Source organism: Kitasatospora sp. NPDC004615, from assembly GCF_042873545.1.
Taxonomy (GTDB): domain Bacteria; phylum Actinomycetota; class Actinomycetes; order Streptomycetales; family Streptomycetaceae; genus Kitasatospora.
The window spans coordinates 45,065-72,029 of the sequence record NZ_JBIALQ010000018.1 but is presented as its reverse complement, the minus strand read 5'-3'; the positions used below and the strand labels follow the sequence as shown (position 1 = coordinate 72,029).

Sequence of the window (26,965 nt, the reverse complement as noted above, 5' to 3'; positions counted from 1 at the left end):
GCGCCGATGGTACTGCAGGGGGGACCCTGTGGGAGAGTAGGACGCCGCCGAACAATCATTCAGGGAAAGCCCCCCGCCTTTTGGCGGGGGGCTTTCTTGCATTTCCGGGACCAGTCACCACCGATCGGGGTGGAGTTAGGTCCACCTGAAAGACGGGTGGCACGGCCAATGTGCCGGCCGGGGTGCCGGGGAGAGACTGAGAGCGTTCTTGGGGACGGCGATCAATCTCGGGGAGTAGGCCTTGGCGACGACAACATGGTTCGACGGTGGGGCCGTCAGGTCCGTTGTGGGGGAGCGCCTGCGGGCAGGGGTGCGGGCCTGGGGGCAGGGCGTGGTGATGGCGGTGGCGGCGGCTGCGGGGCCGGTGGTGCCGGTGTTGGCGGCGGTGTTCACGGCGCTGGCGGCGGTTCAGCTGTTTGATGGGGGGCCGCTCGCGCCGTTCGCTGCGGCGCCGAGTGCGATTGTGGTGGGGGCGTCGGTGCTGTACTTGCTCGTGCGGCACGGTGCGGCGTGGACGCGGCACCGCGTGGAGCAGGTGTCCGGGGAGCCCTGGCGGGTGGTGTATTCGACGCGGGAGCCGTTGGAGCAGGACGCGCGCGGGTTCTGGTGGACGGGGGCCTCGTACCACCGGAGGCTGGAGGTGGCGCGGCTGGTGCAGTTCGTGCAGTGGGCGGTACGGGATCGGCAGGTGCGGCGGGAAGGGCTGTGGCTGCTGGCGAATCCGGTGGGCGTGGTGGCGTTGCTGGGCGTGCCGATGGTGCTGGTCTGGGGCGGGCTGATTTTCATTCTGACGACACAGGTGGACCACCGGATTTACTTCGGGATCTACAACCACCTGACGAACTTGCTGATCTCTGTGCTCATCGGCGTGGCCATGATGACGGTCGGACTGCTGGCGATGCCGTGGGCGGTGCGGGCCCACCACGAGTTGGCGTGCCGGGTGCTGGGCGGTGGGCCGGAACAGAGCCGGGCCCAACTGACCGAACGGGTAGCGCATCTGACGGAAACTCGGGCCGACGCGGTGGACGCGCAGGCGGCGGAGTTGCGGCGGATCGAGCGGGATCTGCACGACGGGGCGCAGGCGCGGCTGGTGGCGATCGGGCTGACGCTGGGGACGATCGAGCACCTGATGGGGAGCGACCAGACGGCAGCGCGGGAGTTGCTGGCAGAGGCACGGGAGTCATCGGCTAAGGCGTTGCAGGAGCTGCGGGATCTGGTCCGGGGCATCCACCCGCCCGTGCTGGCAGAGCGCGGACTGCCGGATGCAGTAAGGGAGTTGGCGCTGACTGCGGTGGTGTCGACGGAGGTGACGGTGAGCCTGCCGGGGCGTCCGGAGGCGTCGTTGGAGACGGCGGTGTACTTCAGCGTCAGTGAGTTGCTGGCGAATGCGGCGAAGCACGCGCGGGCGAGGCAGGTGTGGGTGGATGTGCTGCACCGGGCGGGCCGGCTGCGGGTGGTGGTGACGGACGACGGGCACGGGGGTGCGCGGATGGAGACTGGTGGCGGATTGCGCGGGATCGAGAGGCGGTTGGGTACGTTCGACGGAGTGATCTCGCTCGACAGTCCTGTGGGCGGGCCGACCACCATCACGATGGAGCTGCCGTGCGCGTTGTCCTCGCCGAGGATCTCTACCTCCTTCGCCAAGGCCTGACGCGGCTGCTGGAGGTCCACGGGTTCACCATCGCGGCTGCGGTGGAGACCGGGCCCGACCTGCTGGCGGCGCTGCTGTCGGAGCGGCCGGACGTCGCGGTGGTGGACGTCCGGCTGCCGCCGACGCTGACGGACGAGGGGCTGCAGGCGGCGTTGGCGGCACGTCGGGAGATACCGGGCCTGCCGGTGCTGGTGCTGTCGCAGCACGTCCAGCAGTTGTACGCACGGGAGTTGCTGGCGGACGGCACCGGCGGGGTGGGCTACCTGCTGAAGGACCGGGTGTTCAACGCGGACCAGTTCGTGGACGCGGTGCGCCGGGTGGCGGCCGGCGGGACGGCGATGGATCCGGACGTGATCGGGCGGCTGCTGCAGCACAACGCGGGTTCGGAGCCGTTGCAGCGGCTGTCGCCGCGCGAGCGGGAGGTGTTGGGGCTGATGGCGGAGGGCTGCTCGAACTCGGCGATCGGTGCGCGGCTGACGATCAGTGACGGGGCGGTGGCCAAGCACATCGCGAACATCTTCGGGAAGTTGGAGCTGTCCCCCACCGAGGACGGCAACCGCCGGGTGCTCGCGGTGCTGGCGTACCTGAACGGCGCGGCGGAGCGGCCGGCCGCTGGGTAGCGCCCGGGCGGGGCCGGCGAGACGTCGTCGTGCGATTGTGCGCGGCCTGCGACGGCGTGCGTGGGCGCGGTGCGCGCGGTGGTGCGGACCAGTGGAGGAGTGGTGCCGGTCCGGCCTGGCGACATGGGTGAACGCCCGTGCGAGTAGTATCCGGTGGGCCGAGTCTGTCAACGGCGCATCAACACCGGGTTGTCCAGCGGTCGTGCGCCCCGGGCGGGGACGTGTACTCGGCGGCTACAGGTCCTACGGCAGCTGCCGAGTCCCAGGGGTTGATCACTGAATGGCACGTCCTTCCCTTACCCGCGCGCACCGTGCTCTGCTGGGCGTGGTGGCCGTCGGCGCGTGTGTGATCTCGGGCATCGGTTTCGCGGGGTCGTACAACTCGGTGCGGGACCTGGCGATCGAGAAGGGCTTCGGTGCCTTCGCCTACGCGTTCCCGATAGGCGTCGACGCGGGCATCGTGGTGCTGCTCGCGCTGGACCTGGTGCTGACCTGGCTGCGGATCCCGTTCCCGTTGCTGCGTCAGACGGCGTGGCTGCTGACGGCGGCGACCATCGCGTTCAACGCGGCGGCGTCCTGGGGCGACGCGCTGGGCATGGCGATGCATGCGGTGATCCCGGTGCTGTTCGTGGTGGTGGTCGAGGCCTCCCGGCACGCGGTGGGACGGATCGCGGCGATCACCGCGGACCGGCACATGGAGTCGGTGCGGCTAATGCGTTGGGTGCTTTCGCCGGTGCCGACGTTCCGGCTGTGGCGCCGGATGAAGCTGTGGGAGCTGCGCTCGTACGACGAGACGGTGCGGCTGGAGCAGAACCGGCTGGTGTACCGCGCGCAGCTGCGGTTCCGGTACGGGCGGGGCTGGCGGAAGTCGGCACCGTTCCAGGCGCTGCTGCCGCTGAAGCTGGCGAAGTACGGCGTGCCGCTGGACCCGTCGATCCTGGACCGGATCGACGGCCCGCTCCAGGTGCACGGCGGTGCGGCGCCCGAGACCGAGGAGACGGTGCAGGCGGACCGTCCGGTGCCGGCTGCCGCTCAGGTGACGCAGGGTCAGCCGCCGGCGATCGGTGCGGCGGCACCGAACCAGGGCCAGGCCGCCGGGCCTGCCGCGGCGCCCGCCCCCGCGCCCGCAGCTGCGAAGCCGAAGCCCCAGCCGCAGCAGGCGGTGCCGCCGGTGTCGGCGGCGGTCGCGGTGCCGACGCTGGCGAAGCTGGCCGCGGTGCGGCTGCGGGACCAGCAGGACCCGGAGGCCGCGCAGGCCGCGCCGGTGGTGGACCGCTCCTCGGAACTGAACGTGTGGACGGCCCGTCCGGTGCGCTCGCACCTGGCGGAGACCGACCAGGTGCACACGGCCCGGGTGCCGGGCCAGGCGTCGCCGTGGTTCAAGGCCCCGCGCCCGCAGGACGAGGCCGAGCCGGGTCGCCCGCAGTCGGGCTACCAGCCGGGCGACGCGTACCCGGAGCAGGACTACGCGGGCCAGGGCTACGGCGAGCCGGGGTACCCGGAGCAGGACGGCTACGACGAGGGCTACCGTCCGGCCGGCGCCGAGCCGGAGCGGGTGATGGCGAACGGCCGCGGCCCGTCCCGTCCGCAGGGTCCGTACGCGCCGCAGGCCGCACACGCGCCCCAGCCCCAGCAGCAGCCGATGCAGGAGCAGGAGGCCGAGCCGATCCGGCTGGGCGGCCGGCCGCTGCGGTTGGACGCGATGATGGAGGCGGAGACGCTGCCCTTCGACCAGGGCGCGGAGGAGACTCCGGCCCGCCGTCCGTTCGCGGGCGGGGCGGAGCCGCTGGACGCGGACGAGTGCTTCGCCGCCCTGGTCGGCTACATGGAGGAGAACCAGCGCCAGCCGGACGAGCGTCGCTTCGCCGAGTACCTGTCGCAGCGCGGCGTCCCGGGCTCGCGTCCGGACGGCGGCGTGGCGGTGAAGGACGTCGAGAAGATCTGGGACGAGCTCCAGGAGCGGTACATGGAGTCGGGCCGGGAGTGACCGTTCCTCTCCTGCGGTGACGCCGCCTCAACTCGTCGTTGCACCGCACCCCTCGTGCCATGGCCGCCCGCCGGATCTCCCGGCGGGCGGCCATTGACGCTGTGGTGGGGCAGCACTACCTTCGCCGGACCGTTTCGTTGAGCCGTGCGGTGAGTGAAGGAGCCCCGGATGCCACAGCCCGCTCAGCCCGCTCAGCCCGCTCAGCCCGCTCAGCCCGGACCCGCCCGGCAGGTCGCGTTCTCGGACGCCGCCCGGGCCGCCGTTGAGGCACTGCTGGCGCCGGTGGACGCCGAACTGACGCGCCGTTACCCAGGCGAGCGGCCCGGCCGGCAGCCCGTCCACACCGTGTACGTGCCGGCGGACGCGTTCGGGGCGCACACCGTCCGCGAGTGGGGCGCGCAGGCGCTCGACGTGTTCGACCGGCACGCCGGGACGCCCGCGCGTCTGGCGCAGGCGCTCGGCGTGCCCGACGACGCGCTGCTCGCGGACGTGCACGCCCGGGTGCGGGCCAAGCTGGCGCGCGAGCCGATCGAGGACCTGCGGATCGACTTCGAGGACGGCTACGGGCCGCGCCCCGACACCGAGGAGGACGCCGAGGCGGTGCGGGCGGCGAAGCTGGTGGCCACGGCGACGGCCGACGGCAGCGCGCCGCCGTACATCGGTATCCGCACCAAGTGCCTGGAGGCCGCCGTCCGGGCCCGCGGCATCCGCACCCTGGAGGTGTTCCTCGGCACCCTGCTGGCCGAGGGCGGGCTGCCCGACGGCCTGCGGCTCACCCTGCCGAAGGTCAGCCACCCCGCGCAGGTCACCGCGCTGGCCCGGCTGTTGGCGGACTTCGAGCGGCGGGCGGGGCTGCCCGCGGGGCGGCTCGGGTTCGAGATCCAGATCGAGACCACGCAGGCCGTCCTCGGCCCGGACGGCCGGGCCACCGTCGCGCTGCTGATCGGGGCCGCCGAGGGCCGGGCCACCGGGCTGCACTACGGCACCTTCGACTACAGCGCCGCCTGCGGGGTCGCCGCGGCCCAGCAGAGCCCGGACCATCCGGCCGCCGACCACGCCAAGGCCGTCATGCAGGTCGCCGCGGCCGGCACCGGCGTCCGGCTCTCCGACGGCTCCACCAACGTGCTCCCCATCGGCTCCGTCGAGCAGGTGCACGCCGCCTGGCGGCTGCACCACGGCCTGGTCCGCCGCGCGCTGGCCCGTGCCTACTACCAGGGCTGGGACCTGCACCCCGCCCAACTGCCCACCCGCTACGCCGCCGTGTACGCCTTCCACCGCGAGGGCCTGGACGCCGCCTGCGCCCGGCTCGCCGGATACCTCGCCAAGTCCGCCGGCGCGGTACTGGACGAGCCCGCCACCGCCCGCGCCCTCAGCGGCCAGCTGCTGCGCGGCCTGGACTGCGGCGCCCTCGACCCCGCAGAGATCACCGCCCGCACCGGACTGGACCGGGCCGCCCTGCACGCGCTGGCGGGCCGCTGAGCAGCCACGGCCCCGCGTGACCCGGAGCCGAGGCCCTAGGCTGGTCGGCGAGACCGGTGGCCGCTGTTCGAGGCGGTGCCGGGTGGAGAGCGACAGCGGAGAGCACCAGCGTCATGGCCGAGCCGAGCCCGAAGCCGTACCTGACCGTCCGGGGCGATGGCAGTCACGAGTTGGAGATCAAGAAGTCCCGGTTCATCTGCCACCTGGCCCGGGTCGCGGACGAGGAGGCGGCGCAGGCCTTCATCGCGGCGATCCGCAAGCAGTACTGGGACGCCCGGCACAACTGCACGGCGTTCGTGGTGGGGGAGGAGCAGCCGCGCGAGCGGTCCAGCGACGACGGCGAGCCGGCCGGGACGGCGGGCGTGCCGATGCTGGAGGTGCTGCGGCGTCGCGGGGTGACCGACACGGTCGCGGTGGTGACCCGGTACTTCGGCGGGATCAAGCTGGGCGCGGGCGGCCTGGTCCGGGCGTACGGGTCGGCGGTGTCGGAGGCGCTGGACGAGATCGGGCTGCTGGAGCGGCGTCCGGTCGCGCTGCTGTCGGTGGCCGTGGACCACACCCGGGCCGGGCGGCTGGAGAACGACGTGCGGGCGGCCAGGTACACGGTGGCCGGGCTGGAGTACCTGGCGGACGGGGTGCGGATCGAAGTGGGCGTCCCCGAGCCGGAGGTGACGGAGTTCCACACCTGGCTGGCCGAGGCGACCGGCGGTTCGGCCAGCGCGCAGGCGGCCGGGCGGACCTTCGTCGAGGTCGAGGTCTGAGAGGTTCACGAGGGCCCGCGCGGTCCGACAGGACTGCGCGGCCCGGGGCGTGAGGGGCCGGGGCGCCCGGTGGGGCCCCGAACCGCGGTCGTTTTCGGCCAATTTCCAGGGCCGGCGCGGGAGTCGGGCGGACGGCATCAACCGCGGGCGGGCGGGTAGCAGAGGCGGCGCGGGCGGAGTTCCGGTTGCCGTCCGATGACACTCGAACGAAGGAAACGGGGCCGGAGTAGGAACTTCCCCTCATGGTCACTTCGTCTCCTAGACAGGACACCACGATCCGGCACGGCATCGGAAGGAGGACTCGCAGACCGCAGCACCGTACTTCGGGAGGTTCCGCGTATGCCCACCGACCATGCCCAGCCGCCCTATCGGCTGACGGCCGCGACACCCCGCCCGCACCACGACACGACCGCCCTCGTCGACCACCTGCTCGCCGCCTGGCTGAAGGCGGAGGGCCACGACGAGCCCCCGCCCCGCGAGCACGGGGCCCTGCCGGAGCGACTACGGCTCGGCGACCGGGTGCTGCTGGACCGCGACGGCGGACCGCTGCCCGGCCGCGGCCCCGAAGCCCGCTACAGCCGCCGCCGGCTGCGCACCCCCGCTCCGCACGGTATCGACCAACTGACCCTCACCCTCGCCGCCGAGGACGCCGACGGCCCGACCCGGCTGCGCGTCGAGGCCGAACACCTGCCCGCCGGGCCCGCGTTGGCCGGTCACGGCCGCGTCCCCGTCCCGGAGCTCGTCCGCCGGCTGCTGCCGCTGCTGGACGCCACCGAGGGCCCGGTGCCGCTGGCGGTCGCCCCGCGGCTGCTCGGGCCCGCGGACCTGGACGACCTGATCGACGAACTGTGCGACCCGGAACGGCAGTTGCCGACGGTGGTGGCCAGCGTGCCGCCCGCCGTGCCGATCGAGCAGTGGCAGGACGAGGTGCTCGGCCCGCTGCTGCGTCAACTCCCGGGCCTGGCCTCGATGTACGTGCTCGGTCACACCGCGCTGCCACGGTTCAACCTGGCCCTCGAGTACCACAAGGTGTACGGCGGCGCGGTCCGCACCTTCCTGCCCGACGTCGACCCGGCGTCCCGCGCCGACGCCGCCCGGCACCCCGTCCTGCCACGCCAGCGGATCGACGAGAACCTGCGCCGCGCCGCCGCCCTGCTGGCCCGCGAGCCGCGCCGGGTGGCCGCCGAACTCGCGCCGCCCGCCCCGCTGGACGCGGTGCCGCAACTGTGGCTGCCGCCCGAGGTGCGCAAGGCCCCCGAGCGCCCCGCGCACCCGGCGGTCCGGCTGGAACGCTGCCGGTTGCGGGTCGAGCAGCCCCGCCCGCCACGCCGCTCCCGGTGCGGCACCGACCCGGTCAGCTTCGGCGAACTGGTCGACCGCTTCGGCGAGTTCCCGCTGCTGGAGTTCACCGGCGACAGCAAGGAGACGCTCGCCCTGGACGGCCAGGCCGACGGCCCCGGCTGGGCCCGGCTCACCTGGGACGGTCTGACCGCGCTCCAGGAGTACGCGGACGCCGCCGTGCGCGGCGAGGCCGGCGGCGACTTCAAGCAGTGGTGCGAGCACACCCCGCCCGGCTGCCACCGCTTCCCGCCGCGCAAGGCGGTCCGCGGCGAGTCCCGCACCGTCGCCAGCCACGGCAAGTGGAAGCGCCAGCGGATGCTGCCGGTCCCCGCCGTCGTCGACTCCTCCTGCCGCGCCTTCATGGGCGCCCACCTGCGGATCGGCGGTGGCGGCACCGCCCCCCGGGTGCACTACCTGGACGACTGTTCCGGCAGTGGCCGGATCTACGTCGGCTACATCGGACTTCACCTGACCAACACCCGCACCAACTGAACCGCCGCGCCCGATCCGGGCTCCCGAGGGCCGCCCCCGGGAGCCCGGATCGGGCACGGTCGGCTGATCCTGCGTCAACGCTCGGCCAAACCCCGAAGGTTGGCTGACCCGGAGCGCCGGACGGGGGACAATGCTGATCGGGCCCCCGCCGACGGCGGCCCTCCGACGTGCGCCGGACGAGCAGGGGGAACGACCGCCGATGCAGCATCCATCCGAGGGCCGCGCCGACGGCACCGCCACGGTGCTCCAGCCCGGGTTCCTCGCCTCGCTGTTCCGCGAACTCGGCGCCGACGAGGACGAGCCGCCCGCACCCGTCTTCGTCCCCGCGCCCGCCGCACCCCCGTCCGAGCCCGCCGTCGCAGCAGCACCCGCGCCCGCCGCCGTCCCCGCACCCGCCGTCGTTCCCGAGCCGGGTTCCGTTCCCGAGCCGGACGGCGTGGCCGACCCGGTGGCCGCGCACGGCCGGGCCGCCGCGCTCACCCACCACCGCACCCTCGCCGTGCAGGCCGACCACGAACGCCTCGCCGACCTGCTGCGCCGGGCCGCCCAACCGGTCTCCGCGATGGACTTCGAGAGCCAGCTGCGCAGCTACCGCCCCAAGCCGTACCCGGACGCCGCGCCGGACGCCGAACCCGAGCCCGCCTGGGCCGACTTCGCCCCGCCCGAGCCCGTCGACAGCGACCCCGACCAGCCCCGTTCGCGCCGCCTGCTCGACTCCGGCTACCAGCGCGAACTCGCCCAGGCCCGGCTGCGCCACCAGCGCGCGCTGCGCGAGTGGCGCACCCGGCAGGCCGACCTGGCCGACAGTGGTGCGGTCGCCGCCCGGCAGGCCCACGAGGAGGCCGAACAGGCCCGCGCCCGGGCCGTCCAGGAGTACAACGACAGCCTGGAGGAGTGCCGCCGCGCGTACCGGCAGGCCGAGCCGGCAGCCGTCGAATCGCTGCTGGAACGCGCCCTGGCCGCCGCCGAAGGCTCCACCCGCGATCTGCCGGCCCCCTGCCACGCGGTGTTCCGGGCGCTGACCCGCACCGCCGTCCTCGACCTCGACCTGCCGCCGCTGGACACCGTCCCCGCGCTGTCCGGCTACCGGCTCACCGAGGACGGCACCGTCGAGCCGGTCCACCGCCCCGACGCCGATGTCCGCGCGGACTACCTGCGGCTGGCCGCCCGCCTCGCGCTGCGCGCCCTGCAGGCCGCCGACGCCGTCGACACCGACGACGTGCTGGCCGGCGTCGTGCTGAACGGCTGGCTGCGGCTGCCCGGCCGCCCCCCGCGCTGCCTGCTCAGCGTGGACGCCGACCGCGACGCGCTGGCCCGCACCCGGCTGGTCCCCGATTCCGGACATCTCGGCGACGACGGCGTGTACGCGGACGCCGAGCACGACGAGTCGCTGCTGCGGCTGCGCGCGCTCGCCGCCGTGATCACCCCCGACCCGTACGCGGACGAGGCGGTGGTGCCCTGGGGGACCGCCGACGCCGCGGTCCCCGCGCTCGGCGAACTGTCGCCCGGCGAATTCGCTCTGCTGGTCCGGGCGGTGCTCACCGCCGGCGGCCTGGAGGGCTGGAGCGTGCGGCTGCGCGGCCCGGCCGGACTGGTCGCCACCGCCGAGGGCCAGCCCGGCAGCCGGCTGCCCGGACGCTGGGTGGTGTGGGCGTCCCGCGGCCCCGCGCCCGTCACCGCCGAGGAGATCGCCACGCTGTCCGAGGCCGTCCGCGAGGAGGGCGCCGACCGGGGCCTGCGGATGACCTGCGGGCAGTTCACCGACGAGGCGGTGGACCTGACCACCGAGGAGCGCCACCAGCGGATCCACCTGGTCGACGGCCAGGGCATCCGCGAACTCGCCCTCACCCACCTGGCGCTGCCACTGACGTCCTGACGGCCCGTCGGAAACCCCGGCGGGTCCCGTCCGGCCTTCTCCCGTTCCGCCGTTCGAGGTGACAGGCTTGGGCCGTGGAGAACGGATACCTCGGCCGGCGCCCGGTCGAGAACGCAGAACGGCACACCGCCGAGGCCCGCGAACAGGCGATGGCCGGGATGTACGCCGAGTGCGGCCTGCTGCGCGAACTCGCGGACGCCGCCGGCGTGCAACTCGACGACACCGTCGACTCGCTGACCGCGCTCGACCAGCTGCTGCCGCGCTGGCGCGACGACCCGCAGGTCTCCCAGTGGCTGGGCATCGACGCCGGCCTCTACCTCGGCACGGTGATCCGCCGCCGGATTCCCGGCTCGGCTTGGCGGCTCGCCTTCGACGGCCGCCCGCTGATGGTCCTGGCCACCGGCTTCGAGCTCGACGTCACCGCCCTCGGCGCCGACTGGGCCGAGCAGGGCGCCCCGCAGCTCGCCGCCGTTTACCGGGCCGCCGGGGACGGCTGACGCGCAATCACGCGCGGCGGCGGCTCACCCCGGTGGGTCCGCCGGACGGCGCGGCCGCGGGGCGGCCCGCACAGTGGAGCGCAGGGCCCGGCACCGTCCGGCCCGGGCCGGACGACTGGGCAGCCGTGGGCAGCGGTCCGCGCGGCCGTCCGGCCCTCGGCGCGAGTCGGGGGAGGCCGAAACTGACTGCCGTGCTGGTCGCCGCGGGCGCCTTCCTGATGACGCTGATCGGCGGCTTCGTCGCGCAGCGCACCGGCGACCGCCGCCACCTGGTGCTCGGTTTCGCCGCCGGACTGATGCTCGGCGTGGTCGCCTTCGACCTGCTCCCCGAGGCGATGGAGCAGGCCCCCGAGAGACTCCACGGCGTGCCCGAGGCGCTGCTGATGTTCGCCGCCGGCTTCCTGCTGATCCACGTGGTGGAGCGGGCCGTCGCCATCCACCGCGGCCACGAGGGCGAGTACGCCGCGCACAGCCACGGACACGGGCCCGGGCATCGGCACCGCGAACAGGGCGTCGGGCTGGCCGCCGCGTCCGCGCTGGTGCTGCACAGCATGATGGACGGCTTCGCGATCGGCGCCGCCTTCCAGGCCGGCACCACGGTCGGCGCGGTGGTCGCCGTCGCCGTCGTCGCGCACGACTTCGCGGACGGCTTCAACACCTACACGATCACCCGGCTGTACGGGAACAACCGGCGGCGGGCCGTCGCGCTGCTGGCCGCCGACGCCGTCGCCCCCGTCACCGGCGCCGCGATCACGCTGCTGTTCACCATCCCGGAGCACCTGCTCGGGCTGTACCTCGGGTTCTTCGCCGGGTTCCTGATGTACCTGGCGACCTCCGACATCCTGCCGGAGGCGCACAGCCCGCACCCCTCGCGCACCACCCTGGTCTGCACCCTGCTGGGCGTCGGATTCATGTGGCTGGTGGTCGGGCTGACCTGACGTCCGGGTCAGAGGTCCAGGGCGGCCCAGTGCCGGCGCAGCGCGTCCAGGGTGGCGGTGACGGCGGGGCGGCGCGAGGTCTGGGTGCGCCACAGGGCGTACACCCGGCGGAACGGCCGCGGGGTGACCGGGCGGGCGGCGACCTCCGGCGGGAGCGGGCCTCGGCCCAGCCGGGGGACCAGGCCGAGGCCGAGGCCGGCCGCGATCAGCGCGATCTGGCTCTCGAACTCGCCGACCTGGTAGCGGACGTCCGGCTCCTCGCCGATCCCGCGCATGGTGTGCAGCAGCCAGTCGTGGCAGATGTTGCCCGGCGGCACGCTGGTCCAGCGCTGCCCGCGCAGCTCCGTCATCGGGACGGCGTCGAGCGCCGCCAGCGGGTGGGTGACGGGCAGCAGCAGATCGACCGGGTCGGTGCCGAGGTCGAGCCGGTCCACACCGTCCTGCACCGGCAGCGGCACGGACGCCCAGTCCTGCACCACCGCCAGGTCCACCTCGCCGCGGGCCACCAGCTCGGCCGCCGGGTACGGGTCGCTCTCCAGCAGCCGGACCTCCAACTCGGGGTAGTCGGCGTGGAGTTCGGCGAGCACGCCGGGCAGCAGGCCGCGCGAGGCGGTGGCGAAGGCGGCGACCAGCAGCCGCCCGGTGGCCCGGCCGCGCTGCTCCTCCAGCGTCACCTCGGCCTGCTCGACCAGCGCCAGCACCCGCTGCGCGGTGTCCGCCAACCCGCGTGCGGCGTCGGTGAGTTGGATGCCCCGGCCCTGGCGTTCCAGCAGAGCGGTGCGGGTCTCGCGTTCGAGCTTGGCGATCTGCTGGGAGATCGCGGACGGGGTGAAGCCGAGCGCCGTCGCGGCGCCGCCGACCGAGCCGTGCACGGCGACCGCGTGCAGGGCGCGCAGGCGTCCCAGATCCATCATGCAGCAATACTAAACGGTTGGGTTGAGGAACTGTCGCTGGTGCTGAATGGTCGTTGCGCGCGATGCTCGGGCCATGCCGTCTTCCGCTTCGTCCTCGTCCGCCATGAGGCCCCGTCACATCGGCCTGGCCGTGCTGATCGCCGCCGTCTGGGGCCTGAACTTCGTGCTGATCGAGGTCGGCCTGCACGACTTCCCGCCGCTGCTGTTCTGCGCGCTGCGGTTCGCCGTGGTGGCGCTGCCCGCGGTGTTCCTCGTCGGCCCGCCCCGGGTGGCGTGGCGCTGGGTGCTCGCGGTCGGGGTGGCGCTCGGCGTGGTGAAGTTCGGGCTGCTGTTCCTCGGCATGCACGCCGGCATGCCGGCCGGACTGTCCTCACTGGTGCTGCAGGGCCAGGCCGGGTTCACCGCGCTGTTCGCCGCCGGGCTGCTGCGCGAACGGCCCACCCCGGTGCGGACCGCCGGCCTCGTGGTGGCCTTCGCCGGCATCGCGGTGGCCGCCGTCGACCGCGGCGTGCACGGCCCGGCCGGCGCCTTCGCGCTGCTGATCGGCTCGGCCGCGGCCTGGGGCCTGGCCAACGTGCTGACCCGCAAGGCCGCCCCGCCGGACGCGCTGCGCTGGATGGTGTGGGTCTCCGCGGTGCCGCCGCTGCCACTGCTCGGCCTGTCCCTGCTGGTCGAGGGCCCGGCCGCGGACTGGGCCGCGCTGCGCGGCATCAGCTGGGCGGGAGTCGGCGTGGTGCTGTACGTCGGGCTGGTCTCCACGCTGTTCGGCTTCGTCGCCTGGAGCCACCTGCTGCGCCGCTACGACGCCTCGGTGGTCGCCCCGTTCTCGCTGCTGGTGCCGGTGTTCGGGATGTCCTCGGCGGCGCTGCTGCTCGGCGAGCGGTTCAGCCCGGCGGCGGGCGCGGCGACGGTGCTGGTGATCGCCGGGATCGGGCTGGGCGCGGTGCCCGCTACGGTCTGGGCCCGGTTTCGTACGCCTCCTCGGCGTGACGCAGCGCCCGCAGCAGAGCGTCCTGCTCGGCAGGGCTGACCGGGCCGAAGTACTGCTGGGCGACCTCGTGCCGGACCTGCGAGATCCGCTCCAGCGCGCCGTGCCCGGCGGCGGTCAGGACCAGGCGCACCGCCCGGCGGTCGGCCGGGTCGGGGGTGCGGGCGACCAGGCCGGCCTCCTCCAGGGCGTCGACCACGGTGGTCGCCGAACGCGGCGCGATGTGCAGGCGCTCGGCGAGCTCGCTCAGCCGCATGGTCTCGGCGCTCTCGCAGCCGGGTGCGTGGGCGAGCGTGCGCAGTGCCCGGGCCTGGGCCGGGGTGATGCCGTACGGCTCCAGCCGCTGCATGGTCCGCCGGCGGATCCGCTTCATCGCCCGGGTGAGGGCGTCGGCGAGTTCCGCGGCGGTGTCGGCCGGGCCGGGGGAGGTCATGGGCACAGGGTAGCGGTCGGCCTGCCGCCGTCCGGAGGGCGATCGGTCCCGGCTCGAAAAGATGTTGAGCTTGGCTCAGTAATCGAGTAGCTTAGGGCAGCCTAAGTCGTCCGTGCATCGAGGAGTTTCGCCATGGCCCGCTCCACCGCCCGAGTCGCCACTGACCGTCCCGCCCGCTACGCCAAGCAGCTCGCCGCCCACATGGGCCGCAAGGTCCCCGCCGAGTGGTCCGAGGAGACCGGCCGCGGCTCGCTGGTCTTCGGCGCCGGGCAGGCCGAACTCACCGCCGAGGACGGCGCGCTGCTGCTCGCCGTCGAGGGCGCCGAGGAGAACCTGCCCCAGCTGGAGGACGTGGTCGGCCGCCACCTGGTCCGCTTCGGCACCCGTGACGAGCTGGTGGTCGCCTGGCAGCGGGAGGGCGGCGAGGCCGGCACCGTCCAGCGCCTGACCGGCGAGGAGGGCTGACCGGCCCCACTTGCTCGCTGCCCGCTGGCCGCTGCCCGCTGCCCACTTGCCCGCTGCCCGCTCAGCTCTGCCGCAGCGCCGGCATCGGCACCGGCACGGCGAACGCCGTCGCGCCCGCCCCGACGCCGCCCTCGCAACTGTTCGGCGGCGCCGTGGTCACGCCCCGGGTGGACGGCTTCTCGGCCGCCCAGAACATGAAGCCCAGCAGGCCCGTGCTGGTGCCCGCCCCGTTCGGGGCGGCGTTCTGCACCCAGCTGCCGGTGGCCTTCTGCGCCGAGTTGGCGAAGTCGGTGCACTCCGGACGGATCTGCGAGCCCTCCGCGATGTACAGGCTGCCGGTGAACTTGGCCGGCGCCAGCGGCGGGATCGGCGGGCTGTACGTCGGCTTGCCGTCCAGGTGCTCCTGCCAGTTGGCGGTCGCCGTGGACGCCGAGGGCTGCTTGTTCGGCACCATCGCGTTGGCGTAGTCCAGCACCGGACTGCCCGTGGTCAGCCAGTGCGCGGTGGCGTACTGGTCGATGCCGCTCAGCCAGCGGTCGCCGGCCGCGACGTCGATGGTCAGCCGGGCGGTCGGATCGGCGCCCGAGGCGTCGTACGGGTGGGCGGACCGGTAGGCGTCCACGAAGGCCTGCAGGCCCGTCAGGTTCGGGCTGCTGCTGTTCTCGTAGTCGATCTCGATGCCCACCCCCAGCCTGCCCGCCAGCGCCGCCGCCTTCTGGCCGAGCAGCGTGCCGTTCTGGGCCAGCGCGGAGTCCCAGTCGCCGGTGTAGGTGATGCCGCCGATGGAGAGCATCACCCGGATCCCGCGGGCCGTGAAGTAGTCCACCACCTGCTGGTTCATGCCCACCGGCACGCCCGCGGCGTCCCCCGCGTCGGTGGTGCCGTTCAGCAGCCGCAGCGGATTGACGAAGCTCAGCACCACCACGTTCACCGAGGGCCGGCCGTCGCCGCGGTCGATCAGCCAGTGGTTGGCGGCGTCGAACTCCGCCATGTCCCGGACCTTCGCCCAGGTGCACGCGTCGTTGCTGCAGTGCCAGGCGCCGTAGACCTGCATCGGGGCGGCCGCCGCCGTCGCGCTCTGCGCCGGCAGCGCCGTCACTGCGAGGGCCAGCAGCGAGGCCGCCACCGAGAAACGCGTCATGGGCATGACTGGGGAACGCACATTCGCCTCCCGGCGATCGCGTGCTGATGGGTGGGGAACAGGGTGCGCGCGAGCCGGAAGGGCGTCAATGGTCCGGACCGAACTGCGAGCCGGCGCAGCGTCAGGCGTCGGTCTCCGGCAGCAGGCGCGGCAGCATCCGGTGCAGGGCGAGCAGCAGCAGGCCCGAGAGGCACCAGCTGGCGACCACGTCCAGCAGCCAGTGGAAGTCGCTCCACACCAGCCCCACACCCACCCCCAGGCAGACCGCGGCGGTGACCCACCCGACCTGCCGGGCCCGCCACGCCGGCAGCACCCGGGCCAGCAGCAGCGCCGCCGTCCCGTACGCGATCGCCGAGGTCGCGGTGTGCCCCGACGGGTACCAGCCCCACTGGCCCGGAGCGAGCGCCACACCGAACGGGCCGGGCCGGGCGAACCAGGCCTTGGCCGGCACCACCAGCAGCGGGATCAGCACCGCCGCCACGGCGGCCACCGGCACCGGCGTCCACCAGCGCGGCCGGCCGCCGCGCCGGGCCAGCCAGGCCGCCAGACCCGCACAGCCCAGCAGCACCGGGACGGCCGGCACCCCGCCGCCCAGGTCGGCCAGCGCCACGCCCAGGTGGTTCAGCAGCGCGGAGTGCAGCGAACGGCGAAGGTGCCGCACCGCGTCGCGCACCGCCGGATCGATCCCCAGCAGCGGGCCGTCCACCGCCACTTGCCAGGAGATCACCGCCAGCAGCACGGCGAGTGTCATGGGCAGGACAGCAAAAATAGGCCGCCCCGGAGCAGGGGGGAGAGCTCCGGGGCGGCCAAGGCGATCGCCGCGCCGTGCGGCCCGGGGGGTGTGGGCGGGACGGCCGGTCGATCGGTCCATTTCGCCCGCCTCGACGGCGGACGGGGGTGTGGGCAGTGGTTGAGGTTCGCTGTCCATCTGTGATGACAGTACGTCAAAGCCGGGGCGCACCAACGGCCGAAGGGGTTTCGTGCACAGCATCTTCACCACCGGCGGGGCAACCTCCACCCGAGGGTCGAACAGTCGAACGCGCGCCGCGGAACGGCAGCAAGCGCGGCGTCGAACAAGGGGATGCGCGGAGCGGAACGGCGGGGACGCGCGGAGCGGAACGGCGGGGACGCACGGGGCTGGGCGGCCCGGGTGCGCGGGGCCGGCCGTGTGGGGCAGGGCAGCAGAACGCGCGAGGGCCGGACGGGATCCGCTTCCGTCCGGCCCTCGCGCCGCTCAGGGGGTACTACCTGGGGTTCAGACGCCCGCGAAGGCCGACTCCAGGATGTCCAGGCCCTCGTTCAGCAGGTGCTCCGGCATCACCAGCGGCGGCAGGAAGCGCAGCACGTTGCCGTAGGTGCCGGCGGTCAGCACGACCAGGCCCTCGGCGTGGCAGGCCTTCGCGATGGCCGCGGTGGCCTCCGCGTTCGGCTCCTTGCCGCCCGGCTTCACCAGCTCGACAGCGATCATCGCGCCGCGGCCGCGGACCTCACCGATGATGTCGAACTTCTCCTGCATCGCCCGCAGGCGGCCCAGCATGATCTCGCCGATCCGCTGCGCCTTGCCGTTGAGGTCCTGCTCCTTCATGGTCTCGATGGCACCCAGCGCGGCCGCACAGGCCACCGGGTTGCCACCGTAGGTGCCACCCAGACCACCGGTCTGCGCGGCGTCCATCATCTCGGCGCGGCCGGTCAGCGCCGACAGCGGCAGACCACCGGCGATGCCCTTGGCGGTGGTGATCAGGTCCGGGACGATGCCCTCGTCCTCACACGCGAACCACTGGCCGGTGCGGCAGAAGCCGGTCTGGATCTCGTCCGCGACGAACACGATGCCGTTTGCCTTCGCGAACTCCACGATCGCCGGCAGGAAGCCCTTGGCCGGCTCGATGAAGCCGCCCTCGCCCTGGATCGGCTCGATGATGATCGCGGCGACGTTCTCCGCACCGATCTGCTTGTTGATCTGGTCGATGACCTGCTTGGCAGCCTCGGTCGCGGCGTTCTCCGCACCCGTCAGCCAGCGGTACGGGTAGGCCACCGGCACGCGGTAGACCTCGGGGGCGAACGGACCGAAGCCCTGCTTGTACGGCATGTTCTTCGCCGTCAGCGCCAGGGTCAGGTTGGTGCGGCCGTGGTAGCCGTGGTCGAACACCACGACAGCCTGGCGCTTGGTGTAGGCGCGGGCGATCTTCACGGCGTTCTCGACGGCCTCGGAGCCCGAGTTGAACAGCGCGGTCTTCTTCGCGTGGTCGCCCGGGGTCAGCTCGTTCAGCTGCTCCGCCACGGCCACATAACCCTCGTACGGGGTCACCATGAAGCAGGTGTGGGTGAACGCGGCCAGCTGCTCGGTGGTCTTCGCCACCACAGCCTCGGCGCTGTTGCCCACGTTGGTGACGGCGATGCCCGAACCGAAGTCGATCAGGCTGTTGCCGTCCACGTCCTCCAGCACGCCACCACCGGCACGCGACACGTAAACCGGCAGCGTGGTGCCCACACCAGCGGCCACCGCGCCGAGCTTGCGCGACTGCAGCTCCTGCGACTTCGGGCCGGGGATCGCGGTGACCAGGCGGCGCTCCTGCGGGAGCGGCGTTGCAGCGCTCATCTGTGTTCTCCAAGTTCTCAAGGCGCGGTAATCGCAGGCTACGGCGGGCCCCGTTTGTCGGGCATGCGCCACTCGGTACTGCTGCGCTTTACGAATTGTCCTAGGCGGCCAGTGGCCGAAGATCGGCTCTCGCCCTCACTCCTCCACTACATTGGCCCCGGGTGTGTCGGTGGGACGGCGGAGCGGGTATGGCACCGCCGGCAACGTAGGAGGGGCCCCGAAGTGGAACAGAACGACGCGCGAACCCAGCACACCCACCCCCACCTCCCACCACCCCGCGCCCCCTTCCACCTCCCCACCTGGGCCACCGCCCCCCGCCCCCAGGCCCCGCCCGGCATCTACCGGCAGCACCACACGCCGTACGACCCCAGGACCGCCGCCGAGAACGAGACCCCGGTGGGGCCGCTGCTGCTGCGGGCGGCGCTGAACCTTGCCGTCGGGCTCTTCGTCTACCTCGAAGGCGTTTCCCTGATCCAGGGACTGCTGACCACCCTCGGCCTCACCAACACGAGCTCCTTCGTCATCTCCCTGTTGGTCGCTGCCGCCGTGAACGTGGCGGTGATCATTCTGGTGCTGATGGTCTTCGGCCGGATGGGGCGCTGGGCCGAGGTGTGGCGGCGCTGGGTCGCCCCGGTCCTCTCCCGCACCGTCACCGACGCCCCGCCCGAGCCCGAGGCGGCGCCCGTGGTGGATGTGTGGGCCGAGTTGCGGCCGGCCGGGGAGGTGGTGCGGCGGCTGGAGAGCGAGCCGGTGGGGGATGTGGATTACGTGCGGCTGCACCAGGCGTGGCGGAGTGTCGGCGCCGATGCGGTCGGCCGACAGGAGTTCGCGGCGCAGGTGGGCAGCCGTGGCGCGGCCGCCTGCGCGCACCCGTCCGAGCAGCGGGATCTGCCCGGCGGGCGGGCCGCGCGGCACGATCTGTTGGTGCGGCAGGTGCGGCTGGGTACCGCGCAGGACGTGCCGAAGAACCCGGCGACGCATCGTAATGCGGGCTTCGCGCTGGATCCGGCGCTGCTCGGTACCTCGCTGCTTGCGGTCGGTCCGGCCGGTACGGGCAAGACGGCGGCGCTGGCCCGGCCGGTGGCGGAGGCGCTGTGTCTGCAGGCGCTGGCGGGGGCGGCCTGTGCGGTGGTGGTCGGCGCGGCGGACGCGGACCTCGGCCCGGACGACTGGTACGACGTGGTGATCGCCCCCGGCGACCCGTCCGCCCCGTACGGCCTGGATCTGTACGGTGCCGCGCCGAATCCGGACGAGGCGGCGGCGCGGCTGGCCGATGCGTTGCTGCCGGACGAGCTGGCTTCCCGTGCGGAGAGTGCCCGCACGTCGATGCAGCAGGTGGTCGGGCCGTTCCGGGCGGCGTACGGCCGTTATCCCGGGGTGCGGGAGCTGCGTGGGCTGCTGGCCGGTGACCGGGAGGGCTGGGCGGAGCTCGCGGAGCAATTGCAGAAGTCGGGCCGGCGGGCGGAGTTCGAGGCGGACCTGCAGCAGCGGGAGCGGATGCACGGCCGGGTGGACGACCCGGGCGCGCTGCTCGCGGACCGGCTGGCGCTGCTGGACCGCCCCGCGCTGGCTGCCGGTTTCTCCGGCGGTCCGGACGCCAAGCCGGCGTTCGCGATGCGCGCCCTGGAGCACCCGTTGCGGGTGCGGGTGAAGCTGCCGGAGCGCAGTCACCCCGAGGCCGCCCGGATGCTGTCGCGGCTGCTGCTCGGCCAGTTCACCCAGGCCGCGGCCGACCGGGGCGACCGTGAGCTGTTCGCCGGGCTGGTGCTGGACGACGCCACCGCCGCCGTGGACGCGCAGACGATCCGCGGCATTCAGCGGCTGCGCGGCGCGAACGCCGGTGTGGTGCTGCTGCTGCGCACGCTGTCGGACCTGCCGGAGGCGCTGCGGGCGCCGCTGTTCGGCGCGGTCGGCAACCGGATGGCCTTCCCGGGCATCGCGCCCTGGGACGGCCGGCTGTTCTCCGAGGCCTGGGGCACCCACCTGGTCCGGGAGACGGCCGTCACCCATACGCCGGACACGTCCGGCGGCACGATGCGCCGGGCCGGCCGGCTGGTGCGCAAGGCGCTGTCGGGGACGACCGCGCAGACCGAGTCGGTCACCACCCGGGACGTCGAGCGGCACCGCTGGTCGCCGTCCGACCTGGCGCACGCGCTGCCGTCCGGGCATGCGGTGATCTCGCTGACCTCGGTGACGGGGGAGCAGGTGCCGCCGCTGCTGGTCGACCTTCGGCACTGACGATCTCCAGGGGGCGGTCGCGGGGTGGTCAGCATTGGGTTACGGAAGGTACGGACCGGCGGATTTCGGCACTCCGGCTTGTCCGGAGCGTCCATAATGGGGGGAGAACCCTCACTCGCCCGGTCGCAACGGCGCGACCAGGTCGAACCACCGAAGGTGCCATGCCCCCCACACTCGCCTCCGTCGTCCGTACGAGCACGCTCCACCTGACGGTCCTGGCCGGCGCGGACCACCTGGAACGCCCGGTCCGCTGGGTGCACACCAGCGAGCTGGACGACCCCACCCCGTTCCTCGAGGGCGGCGAGCTGCTCCTCACCACCGGCATCAAGCTCGGCAAGAGCTCCGCCGGGCTGCAGGCCTACGTGCACCGGCTGGCGGATGCCGGCGTGGTGGGGCTCGGGCTGGGGGTCGGCCTGTCGCACACCGAGGTGCCGCAGGCGCTGGTGGACGCGGCCGCGCAGCGCGGGCTGCCGCTGCTGCGGGTGCCCGAGGCGACGCCGTTCATCGCGATCTCCAAGGCGGTCTCCGCCGCGCTGGCCGCCGAGCAGTACGAGGCCGTCACCACCAGTTTCGAGGCGCAGGAGGAGCTGACCCGGGCCGCGCTCGGCAAGGACGGCACCACCGCGATCGTGCGCCGGCTGGCGGCCCGGCTGGGTGGCTGGGCCGCGCTGTACGACGGCTCCGGCGCGCTGTCCGCGGTCGCCCCGGACTGGGCCGCCCGCCGGGCCGGCCGGCTGGCCGCCGAGGTGGACCGGTTGCGCCGCCGCCCCGCGCCGTCAAGCGCCGCGCTGCAGGGCCGGGCCGGGACCATCGACACCGCCGACGAGGACTACGTGGTGGTCCAGTCGCTGGGTGCGGACCGCCGCCCGCGCGGCTTCCTCGCGGTCGGTACCGAGGACCGCATCACCCCGACCGAGCGGTACGTGCTGAACGCCGCCGTCGCGCTGCTCACCCTGACCCTGGAGCGCTCCCGGGAGCTGCGGCAGGCCGAGGAGAAGATGGGCGCGGCGCTGCTGCGGATGGTGCTGGCCGGCGAGGTCGGCACCGCCCGGCAGGTCGCTTCGGGGCTGTTCGGCGGCCTGCCCGAGGGCACCGTCCGGGTGCTGGTGGCAGCCGCCGGGCCCGGCCCGGAGGCCGCGGAGGCGCTCGGCGAGCTCGCCGACCGCGCCGAGCAGGCCGGCGGCAAGGTCGGCGAGAAGCTGCTGGTGGCCCGCGAGGACGGCGCCCACGGGCCGCGGCTGATGGTGCTCGCGCTGGACAACGGCTCGGTCCACCGGGCCTGCCTGGGTGCCGTCGAGGAGCACGAGGGCCTGGCGCTCGGCGTCTCCGCCCCGGCCGCGCTGGAGGACGCCGGCACCGCGCACGCCCAGGCCGAGCGCGCCCTGGCGGTCGCCCAGCGCGGCGGCCGCCGCACCGTCGACCACGAGGAGGTCGGCGCCGGCTCGCTGCTCCCGCTGCTCGGCGAGGAGGCCGTCACCGCGTTCGCCGAGGGCCTGCTGCGCCCGCTGCGCGAGCACGACCGCACCGCCCGGGGCGACCTGGTCGCCTCGCTGCGGGCCTGGCTGTCCCGGCACGGCCAGTGGGACGCGGCGGCCGCCGACCTCGGCGTGCACCGGCACACGCTGCGTTACCGGATGCGCCGGGTCGAGGAGCTGCTGGGCCGCTCGCTGGACGACACGGACGTCCGGATGGAGCTGTGGCTGGCGCTGCGGGCGGGCGAGGACTGAGTCCCGCCCCGGACGGGCCTGTCCTGTCCGTCGAAATCGAACAGGTGCTTTCCTCCCGTCCGTCCAATCGGAAAGCCGTCTCCCCCCGCCTACCGTGAATGGGAAAGCGAAGTATTCGAGGGAAGGGGCCGGTGCGACCGTGACCACCACGTACGAGTTCTGGTTGGCCGGGCAGCGCGCGAGCGGCGAGACGGACCTGGAGGTCCGTCACCCGCACGACAACAGCCTGGTGGCGAAGGTCAGTGTGCCGACCGACGCGCAGGTGGAGGAGGCCGTCGCGGCCGCCGCCGCCGCCGTTCCGGTGTTCGCCGCGACCCCCGCGCACGTCCGCGCGGCCGCGCTGGACCACGTCGCCAAGCGGCTGACGGAGCGCACCGAGGAGATCGCCCAGCTGATCACCGCCGAGAACGGCAAGCCGATCAAGTGGGCGCGCGGCGAGATGGGCCGTGCCGTGTCGGTGTTCCGCTGGGCCGCCGAAGAAGCCCGCCGCACCAACGGCGAGACCATGCGTCTGGACACCGACCTGGGCGGCACCGGCCGCTACGCGCTGGTGCGCCGCTTCCCGCGCGGTGTGGTGCTGGGCATCGCGCCGTTCAACTTCCCGTTGAACCTGGTGGCCCACAAGCTGGCCCCGGCGATCGCGGTCGGCGCGCCGATCATCCTCAAGCCGGCCCCGGCGACCCCGCTGTCCGCCATGGTGCTGGGCGAGATCCTGGCCGAGACGGACCTGCCGGTGGGCTCCTGGAGCATCCTGCCGGTCGAGAACGCCAAGATGCCCGAGCTGGTGCAGGACAAGCGCCTGCCGGTGATCTCGTTCACCGGTTCGGAAAAGGTCGGCTACCAGATCATGGACTCGGTGCCGCGCAAGCACGTCACCCTCGAGCTCGGCGGCAACGCCGCGGCCGTGGTGCTGGCGGACTGGAACTCCGAGGCGGACCTGGACTGGGCCGCGAGCCGGATCGCGCTGTTCGCGAACTACCAGGGCGGCCAGTCCTGCATCTCGGTGCAGCGGGTGATCGCCGACGCGACCGTCTACGACCGCCTGGTCGAGAAGATCGTCGCCAAGGTGCAGGCCCAGGTCACGGGTGACCCGCACGACGACGCCACCGACGTCGGCCCGCTGGTCGACGAGAACGCCGCCAAGCGCGTCGAGTCCTGGGTCGAGGACGCCGTCACCAAGGGCGCCAAGCTGCTCACCGGCGGCAAGCGGGACGGCGCGGCCGTCGAGCCGACCGTGCTCGCCGAGATGCCGGCGGACGCCATCCTGGCGAAGGCCGAGGTGTTCGGCCCGGTGCTGTCGGTGCAGAAGGCTTCCTCCACCGAGGAGGCCTTCGCGATGGTCAACGACTCCAACTACGGCCTGCAGGCCGGCGTCTTCACGCACGACGTGCAGACCGCCTTCCGCGCCCACCGCGAACTGGAGGTCGGCGGCGTGGTCATCGGCGACGCGCCGTCCTACCGTGCCGACCAGATGCCGTACGGCGGCGTGAAGGACTCCGGCGTGGGCCGCGAGGGCGTCCGCTACGCGATGGACGACTACACCTTCGAGAAGGTCATGGTGCTGACCGGCCTCGACCTCTGATCGAGCCCGACCCGACCTGGCGCCCCGTCACCGCAGCTGCGGCGGCGGGGCGTCGGCCTGCCTTGACACCCCCACGGGCCGGGCGTAGTCCGGGAGGGAGGCAGGAAGGAAGGAGGTCCCGCCATGCTGGGCGACCTCATTGGTGAGGAACAGGGCCGGATCACCGTTCGACGGGTGCTGCCGGGGGAGCACGGGCTGCCGCCGACGGTGGAGTCCTCGTTCGTGGCGAGCGGCACCCTGCTGGGCGTCCCGGTCCAGGACATGGGCACCTACACGGCGCGGATGCGTGCCGACGGCACCCTGGTGGGCGGCGGCCAGGGCGTGCTGATGGGCCCGGGCGGCGCGCACGCGAGCTGGCACGGCCAGGGCGTGGGCACGTTCACCGAGAGCGGCGGCAACAGCTTCCGCGGCTCGATCGTCTACGAGACCGATTCGCCGGAGTTCGCCGCAGCGCTGCGCGGTGCCGTAGGCGTGTTCGAGTGGGAGAACACGGCGGACGGCGAGGCGGTCGGGAAGTTCTGGGCATGGCGGTGACCACCGCGTAGCACAGGCCACAATGGGGGGCATGAATTCGCTCGCCCATCCGCAGCTGCGCTTCACCCCGACCGTCGCCGACCCGGACGGGCCGCGGGAGTTGGTCATTCTCGGCTCGACCGGCTCGATCGGCACGCAGGCCATCGACGTGGTGCTCCGCAACCCCGGCCGGTTCAAGGTGGTCGCGCTGTCCGCGGCCGGCGGCCGGGTGGAGCTGCTCGCCGAGCAGGCCGTCGCGCTGGGCGTGCACACCGTCGCGGTGGCCGACCCGGCCGCCGAGCGGCCGCTGCGCGAGGCTCTGGCGGCCAAGGGGCAGGGCGCCCCGCTGCCGCGGGTGCTGGCGGGCCCGGACGCGGCGACCGAGCTGGCCGCGATGGAGTGCCACTCGGTGCTGAACGGCATCACCGGCTCGATCGGCCTGGCGCCGACGCTGGCCGCGCTGCGGGCCGGCCGGGTGCTGGTGCTGGCGAACAAGGAGTCGCTGATCGTCGGCGGCCCGTTGGTGAAGGCGGTGGCGCAGCCCGGCCAGATCGTGCCGGTGGACTCCGAGCACGCCGCGCTGTTCCAGGCGCTGGCCGGCGGCACCCGCGCGGAGGTCCGCAAGCTGGTGGTGACCGCCAGCGGTGGCCCGTTCCGCAACCGCACCCGTGAGCAGCTGGCCGGCGTGACGCCGTCCGACGCGCTGGCGCACCCGACCTGGGCGATGGGCCCGGTGGTGACGATCAACTCGGCGACCCTGGTGAACAAGGGTCTCGAGGTGATCGAGGCGCACCTGCTGTACGACATTCCGTTCGACCGGATCGAGGTGGTGGTCCACCCGCAGTCGGTCGTTCATTCGATGGTGGAATTCACCGACGGCTCGACGCTGGCCCAGGCCAGCCCGCCGGACATGCGGATGCCGATCGCGCTGGGCCTCGGCTGGCCCGAGCGGGTGCCGGACGCCGCCCCCGGCTGCGACTGGACCAAGGCCGCGACCTGGGAGTTCTTCCCGCTGGACAACCAGGCATTCCCGGCCGTCGAGCTGGCCCGCGAGGTGGGTACGCTCGGCGGGACCGCCCCGGCGGTCTTCAACGCCGCCAATGAGGAATGTGTGGATGCTTTCCTGAAGGGCGCGCTGCCCTTCACCGGAATCGTGGACACTGTGGCGAAGGTGGTCGCCGAACACGGCACCCCCCAGTCGGGAACTTCGCTCACGGTGGAGGACGTACTCCACGCGGAGAGCTGGGCCCGTGCCCGGGCCCGCGAACTGGCGGCCGGCTAAGCGGTAGGACGACGGAGGCGACGCGGTGGACAAGCTGATGTGGGTGCTGGGCGTCCTGATCTTCGTGGTCGGGTTGTTGTTCTCGATCGCCTGGCACGAGCTCGGCCACCTCTCCACCGCGAAGCTGTTCGGCATCCGGGTGCCGCAGTACATGGTCGGCTTCGGCAAGACCATCTGGTCGACCAAGCGGGGCGAGACCGAGTACGGCCTGAAGGCGATCCCGTTCGGCGGCTACATCCGGATGATCGGCATGTTCCCGCCCGGCGCGGACGGCCGGATAACGAAGCGTTCCAGCTCGCCCTGGCGGTCGATGATCGAGGACGCCCGGTCCGCCTCGTACGAGGAGATCCAGGACGGCGACGAGACCCGGCTGTTCTACACCCGCAAGCCGTGGAAGCGCGTCATCGTGATGTTCGCCGGCCCGGGCATGAACCTGATCCTGTCGATCGGCCTGTTCCTGACGCTCTTCATGGGGATCGGCGTCCAGCAGTCGGTGCCGACCGTGCGGTCGGTCAGCGAGTGCGTGGTGCCGGTGAGCGCGAAGACCGACACCTGCAAGCCGGAGGACCCGAAGTCCCCGGCCAACCAGGCGGGTCTGCGGGCCGGTGACACCGTGCTGACCTTCGGCGGGGTGCCGATCCACGACTACCCGCAGCTGTCCGGCCTGATCCGGGACTCGGCGGGCAAGCAGGTCGCCATCGAGGTCCGGCACAAGGACGGCAGCCCCGGCACGCTGACCGCCGACATCACCACCAACACGCTGCAGGCGCTGGACAAGGACAACAACCCGATCAAGGGGCAGACCGTCACCGCCGGCTTCCTCGGCATCACCCCCGCTACCGGCGTGCACCACATGTCGCTCGGCGAGAGCGTCGACCAGATGGACTCGATGGCCCGGCACAGTGTCGGGTCGCTGGCCCAGCTGCCCGGCAAGATCCCCGGCCTGTGGCACGCCGTGGTCGACGGCACCCCGCGCGACACCGACTCGCCGATCGGCATGGTCGGCGCCGCCCGGCTCGGTGGCGACGTGTTCGCGATGGACCTGCCCGCCACCCAGCAGCTGGCGTTCTTCGTCCAGCTGCTGGCCGGCATCAACCTGATGCTGTTCCTGTTCAACATGCTGCCGCTGCTCCCGCTGGACGGCGGCCACATCGCCGGCGCCCTGTGGGAGTCGCTGCGCCGCGGCCTCGCCCGGGTGCTGCGCCGCCCCGACCCCGGACCGTTCGACGTGGCCCGGCTGATGCCGCTGGCCTACGTGGTCGCCGGGGTGTTCATCTGCTTCACGGCCCTGGTGATGGCCGCCGACATCATCAACCCGGTGCGCCTGAACTAGGGCCTGTCCGGCCGATCTTGCCGGGCGCGCGACGCCGGATCATCCCGCCTGGAAGCACCGGCAAACCATCCAAGTACACCCAGTACGAGGACGGTTCGCCGGCACTCCCAG

The 26,965-nt window shown here is 73.4% G+C and carries 22 protein-coding genes; 17 read left to right on the top strand and 5 right to left on the bottom strand.

What is annotated here, in order from left to right:
• Positions 1 to 337 precede the first annotated feature (337 nt).
• The 9 genes from ACFYS8_RS36025 to ACFYS8_RS35985 all read left to right on the top strand — a co-directional run bounded on the left by ACFYS8_RS36025 (position 338) and on the right by ACFYS8_RS35985 (position 11,642).
• Entirely contained in the window at positions 338 to 1,651 is a 1,314-nt protein-coding gene (locus ACFYS8_RS36025; RefSeq protein WP_387649783.1) for a sensor histidine kinase, read from the top strand.
• On the top strand, positions 1,603 to 2,271 hold the full coding sequence (locus ACFYS8_RS36020; protein ID WP_387649774.1) for a LuxR C-terminal-related transcriptional regulator: 669 nt from the start codon (positions 1,603 to 1,605) through the stop codon (positions 2,269 to 2,271). The genes ACFYS8_RS36025 and ACFYS8_RS36020 overlap by 49 nt, the downstream gene beginning before the upstream one ends.
• Before the next feature lie 280 nt (positions 2,272 to 2,551).
• Entirely contained in the window at positions 2,552 to 4,258 is a 1,707-nt protein-coding gene (locus ACFYS8_RS36015) for a DUF2637 domain-containing protein (protein ID WP_387649771.1), read from the top strand.
• A 168-nt stretch (positions 4,259 to 4,426) separates the two neighbouring features.
• On the top strand, positions 4,427 to 5,737 hold the full coding sequence (locus ACFYS8_RS36010; RefSeq protein ID WP_387649768.1) for a DUF6986 family protein: 1,311 nt from the start codon (positions 4,427 to 4,429) through the stop codon (positions 5,735 to 5,737).
• A 113-nt stretch (positions 5,738 to 5,850) separates the two neighbouring features.
• Positions 5,851 to 6,498: a YigZ family protein gene (locus ACFYS8_RS36005; RefSeq protein WP_387649766.1), complete on the top strand. Its 648-nt coding sequence runs from the start codon at positions 5,851 to 5,853 to the stop codon at positions 6,496 to 6,498.
• Between the two features lie 339 nt (positions 6,499 to 6,837).
• Positions 6,838 to 8,331 carry a hypothetical protein gene (locus ACFYS8_RS36000; RefSeq protein ID WP_387649763.1) on the top strand — a complete coding sequence of 498 codons (1,494 nt, stop codon included), beginning with the start codon at positions 6,838 to 6,840 and terminating at the stop codon, positions 8,329 to 8,331.
• A gap of 199 nt (positions 8,332 to 8,530) precedes the next feature.
• Positions 8,531 to 10,207 (top strand): restriction endonuclease, encoded by a 1,677-nt coding sequence (locus ACFYS8_RS35995; RefSeq protein WP_387649761.1) that lies wholly within the window; start codon positions 8,531 to 8,533, stop codon positions 10,205 to 10,207.
• Between the two features lie 74 nt (positions 10,208 to 10,281).
• The gene (locus tag ACFYS8_RS35990) at positions 10,282 to 10,704 is read left to right on the top strand and encodes a DUF6278 family protein (RefSeq protein ID WP_387649758.1); all 423 of its coding nucleotides are present in this window, start codon (positions 10,282 to 10,284) and stop codon (positions 10,702 to 10,704) included.
• 218 nt (positions 10,705 to 10,922) lie between these two features.
• A complete protein-coding gene (locus ACFYS8_RS35985) occupies positions 10,923 to 11,642 on the top strand; it encodes a ZIP family metal transporter (protein ID WP_387649781.1) in 720 nt (239 codons plus the stop codon).
• 8 nt (positions 11,643 to 11,650) lie between these two features.
• Here ACFYS8_RS35985 and ACFYS8_RS35980 read toward each other — a convergent pair whose 3' ends face one another.
• Positions 11,651 to 12,556 (bottom strand): LysR family transcriptional regulator, encoded by a 906-nt coding sequence (locus ACFYS8_RS35980; protein ID WP_387649755.1) that lies wholly within the window; start codon positions 12,554 to 12,556, stop codon positions 11,651 to 11,653.
• A 103-nt stretch (positions 12,557 to 12,659) separates the two neighbouring features.
• Here ACFYS8_RS35980 and ACFYS8_RS35975 point away from each other — a divergent pair, with 103 nt between their 5' ends.
• Positions 12,660 to 13,586, top strand: coding sequence for an EamA family transporter (locus ACFYS8_RS35975; RefSeq protein WP_387649752.1), 927 nt, complete (start codon positions 12,660 to 12,662; stop codon positions 13,584 to 13,586).
• Here ACFYS8_RS35975 and ACFYS8_RS35970 read toward each other — a convergent pair.
• Positions 13,507 to 13,977 carry a MarR family winged helix-turn-helix transcriptional regulator gene (locus ACFYS8_RS35970; RefSeq protein ID WP_387649749.1) on the bottom strand — a complete coding sequence of 157 codons (471 nt, stop codon included), beginning with the start codon at positions 13,975 to 13,977 and terminating at the stop codon, positions 13,507 to 13,509. The two genes, ACFYS8_RS35975 and ACFYS8_RS35970, sit on opposite strands and share 80 nt — an antisense overlap.
• Before the next feature lie 132 nt (positions 13,978 to 14,109).
• On the opposite strand from ACFYS8_RS35970, the gene ACFYS8_RS35965 reads away from it, so the two are divergent.
• Positions 14,110 to 14,442: a DUF2218 domain-containing protein gene (locus tag ACFYS8_RS35965; RefSeq protein ID WP_387649746.1), complete on the top strand. Its 333-nt coding sequence runs from the start codon at positions 14,110 to 14,112 to the stop codon at positions 14,440 to 14,442.
• A gap of 61 nt (positions 14,443 to 14,503) precedes the next feature.
• On the opposite strand, the gene ACFYS8_RS35960 is transcribed toward ACFYS8_RS35965, so the two are convergent.
• The 3 genes from ACFYS8_RS35960 to gabT all read right to left on the bottom strand — a co-directional run bounded on the left by ACFYS8_RS35960 (position 14,504) and on the right by gabT (position 18,179).
• On the bottom strand, positions 14,504 to 15,583 hold the full coding sequence (locus ACFYS8_RS35960; protein WP_387649743.1) for a glycoside hydrolase family 18 protein: 1,080 nt from the start codon (positions 15,581 to 15,583) through the stop codon (positions 14,504 to 14,506).
• 121 nt (positions 15,584 to 15,704) lie between these two features.
• A complete protein-coding gene (locus ACFYS8_RS35955; RefSeq protein WP_387649740.1) occupies positions 15,705 to 16,334 on the bottom strand; it encodes a phosphatase PAP2 family protein in 630 nt (209 codons plus the stop codon).
• A gap of 504 nt (positions 16,335 to 16,838) precedes the next feature.
• On the bottom strand, positions 16,839 to 18,179 hold the full coding sequence (gene gabT, locus ACFYS8_RS35950; RefSeq protein ID WP_387649738.1) for a 4-aminobutyrate--2-oxoglutarate transaminase: 1,341 nt from the start codon (positions 18,177 to 18,179) through the stop codon (positions 16,839 to 16,841).
• A 222-nt stretch (positions 18,180 to 18,401) separates the two neighbouring features.
• On the opposite strand from gabT, the gene ACFYS8_RS35945 reads away from it, so the two are divergent.
• From ACFYS8_RS35945 to ACFYS8_RS35920, 6 genes are all read left to right on the top strand, one after another.
• Positions 18,402 to 20,417 (top strand): ATP-binding protein, encoded by a 2,016-nt coding sequence (locus ACFYS8_RS35945; RefSeq protein WP_387649735.1) that lies wholly within the window; start codon positions 18,402 to 18,404, stop codon positions 20,415 to 20,417.
• 161 nt (positions 20,418 to 20,578) lie between these two features.
• Positions 20,579 to 22,144 (top strand): PucR family transcriptional regulator, encoded by a 1,566-nt coding sequence (locus tag ACFYS8_RS35940; RefSeq protein ID WP_387649732.1) that lies wholly within the window; start codon positions 20,579 to 20,581, stop codon positions 22,142 to 22,144.
• A gap of 139 nt (positions 22,145 to 22,283) precedes the next feature.
• Positions 22,284 to 23,726 (top strand): aldehyde dehydrogenase family protein, encoded by a 1,443-nt coding sequence (locus ACFYS8_RS35935; protein WP_387649729.1) that lies wholly within the window; start codon positions 22,284 to 22,286, stop codon positions 23,724 to 23,726.
• A gap of 123 nt (positions 23,727 to 23,849) precedes the next feature.
• Positions 23,850 to 24,260, top strand: coding sequence for a hypothetical protein (locus ACFYS8_RS35930; protein WP_387649726.1), 411 nt, complete (start codon positions 23,850 to 23,852; stop codon positions 24,258 to 24,260).
• A gap of 31 nt (positions 24,261 to 24,291) precedes the next feature.
• Entirely contained in the window at positions 24,292 to 25,521 is a 1,230-nt protein-coding gene (gene dxr, locus ACFYS8_RS35925) for a 1-deoxy-D-xylulose-5-phosphate reductoisomerase (protein ID WP_387649723.1), read from the top strand.
• A gap of 25 nt (positions 25,522 to 25,546) precedes the next feature.
• Positions 25,547 to 26,854, top strand: a complete 1,308-nt coding sequence (locus ACFYS8_RS35920) for a M50 family metallopeptidase (protein WP_387649720.1) — start codon at positions 25,547 to 25,549, stop codon at positions 26,852 to 26,854.
• Positions 26,855 to 26,965: the final 111 nt, after the last annotated feature.

What these genes read in the sequence shown, in the direction of transcription:
- ACFYS8_RS36025 (WP_387649783.1), top strand. Translation starts at nt 338, where the DNA reads ATGGCGGTGGCGGCGGCTGCGGGGCCGGTGGTGCCGGTGTTGGCGGCG.
- ACFYS8_RS36015 (WP_387649771.1), top strand. Translation starts at nt 2,552, where the DNA reads ATGGCACGTCCTTCCCTTACCCGCGCGCACCGTGCTCTGCTGGGCGTG.
- ACFYS8_RS36010 (WP_387649768.1), top strand. Translation starts at nt 4,427, where the DNA reads ATGCCACAGCCCGCTCAGCCCGCTCAGCCCGCTCAGCCCGCTCAGCCC.
- ACFYS8_RS36005 (WP_387649766.1), top strand. Translation starts at nt 5,851, where the DNA reads ATGGCCGAGCCGAGCCCGAAGCCGTACCTGACCGTCCGGGGCGATGGC.
- ACFYS8_RS36000 (WP_387649763.1), top strand. Translation starts at nt 6,838, where the DNA reads ATGCCCACCGACCATGCCCAGCCGCCCTATCGGCTGACGGCCGCGACA.
- ACFYS8_RS35995 (WP_387649761.1), top strand. Translation starts at nt 8,531, where the DNA reads ATGCAGCATCCATCCGAGGGCCGCGCCGACGGCACCGCCACGGTGCTC.
- ACFYS8_RS35985 (WP_387649781.1), top strand. Translation starts at nt 10,923, where the DNA reads ATGACGCTGATCGGCGGCTTCGTCGCGCAGCGCACCGGCGACCGCCGC.
- ACFYS8_RS35980 (WP_387649755.1), bottom strand. Translation starts at nt 12,556, where the DNA reads ATGATGGATCTGGGACGCCTGCGCGCCCTGCACGCGGTCGCCGTGCAC.
- ACFYS8_RS35975 (WP_387649752.1), top strand. Translation starts at nt 12,660, where the DNA reads ATGAGGCCCCGTCACATCGGCCTGGCCGTGCTGATCGCCGCCGTCTGG.
- ACFYS8_RS35970 (WP_387649749.1), bottom strand. Translation starts at nt 13,977, where the DNA reads ATGACCTCCCCCGGCCCGGCCGACACCGCCGCGGAACTCGCCGACGCC.
- ACFYS8_RS35965 (WP_387649746.1), top strand. Translation starts at nt 14,110, where the DNA reads ATGGCCCGCTCCACCGCCCGAGTCGCCACTGACCGTCCCGCCCGCTAC.
- ACFYS8_RS35960 (WP_387649743.1), bottom strand. Translation starts at nt 15,583, where the DNA reads ATGACGCGTTTCTCGGTGGCGGCCTCGCTGCTGGCCCTCGCAGTGACG.
- ACFYS8_RS35955 (WP_387649740.1), bottom strand. Translation starts at nt 16,334, where the DNA reads ATGACACTCGCCGTGCTGCTGGCGGTGATCTCCTGGCAAGTGGCGGTG.
- gabT (WP_387649738.1), bottom strand. Translation starts at nt 18,179, where the DNA reads ATGAGCGCTGCAACGCCGCTCCCGCAGGAGCGCCGCCTGGTCACCGCG.
- ACFYS8_RS35940 (WP_387649732.1), top strand. Translation starts at nt 20,579, where the DNA reads ATGCCCCCCACACTCGCCTCCGTCGTCCGTACGAGCACGCTCCACCTG.
- ACFYS8_RS35930 (WP_387649726.1), top strand. Translation starts at nt 23,850, where the DNA reads ATGCTGGGCGACCTCATTGGTGAGGAACAGGGCCGGATCACCGTTCGA.
- dxr (WP_387649723.1), top strand. Translation starts at nt 24,292, where the DNA reads ATGAATTCGCTCGCCCATCCGCAGCTGCGCTTCACCCCGACCGTCGCC.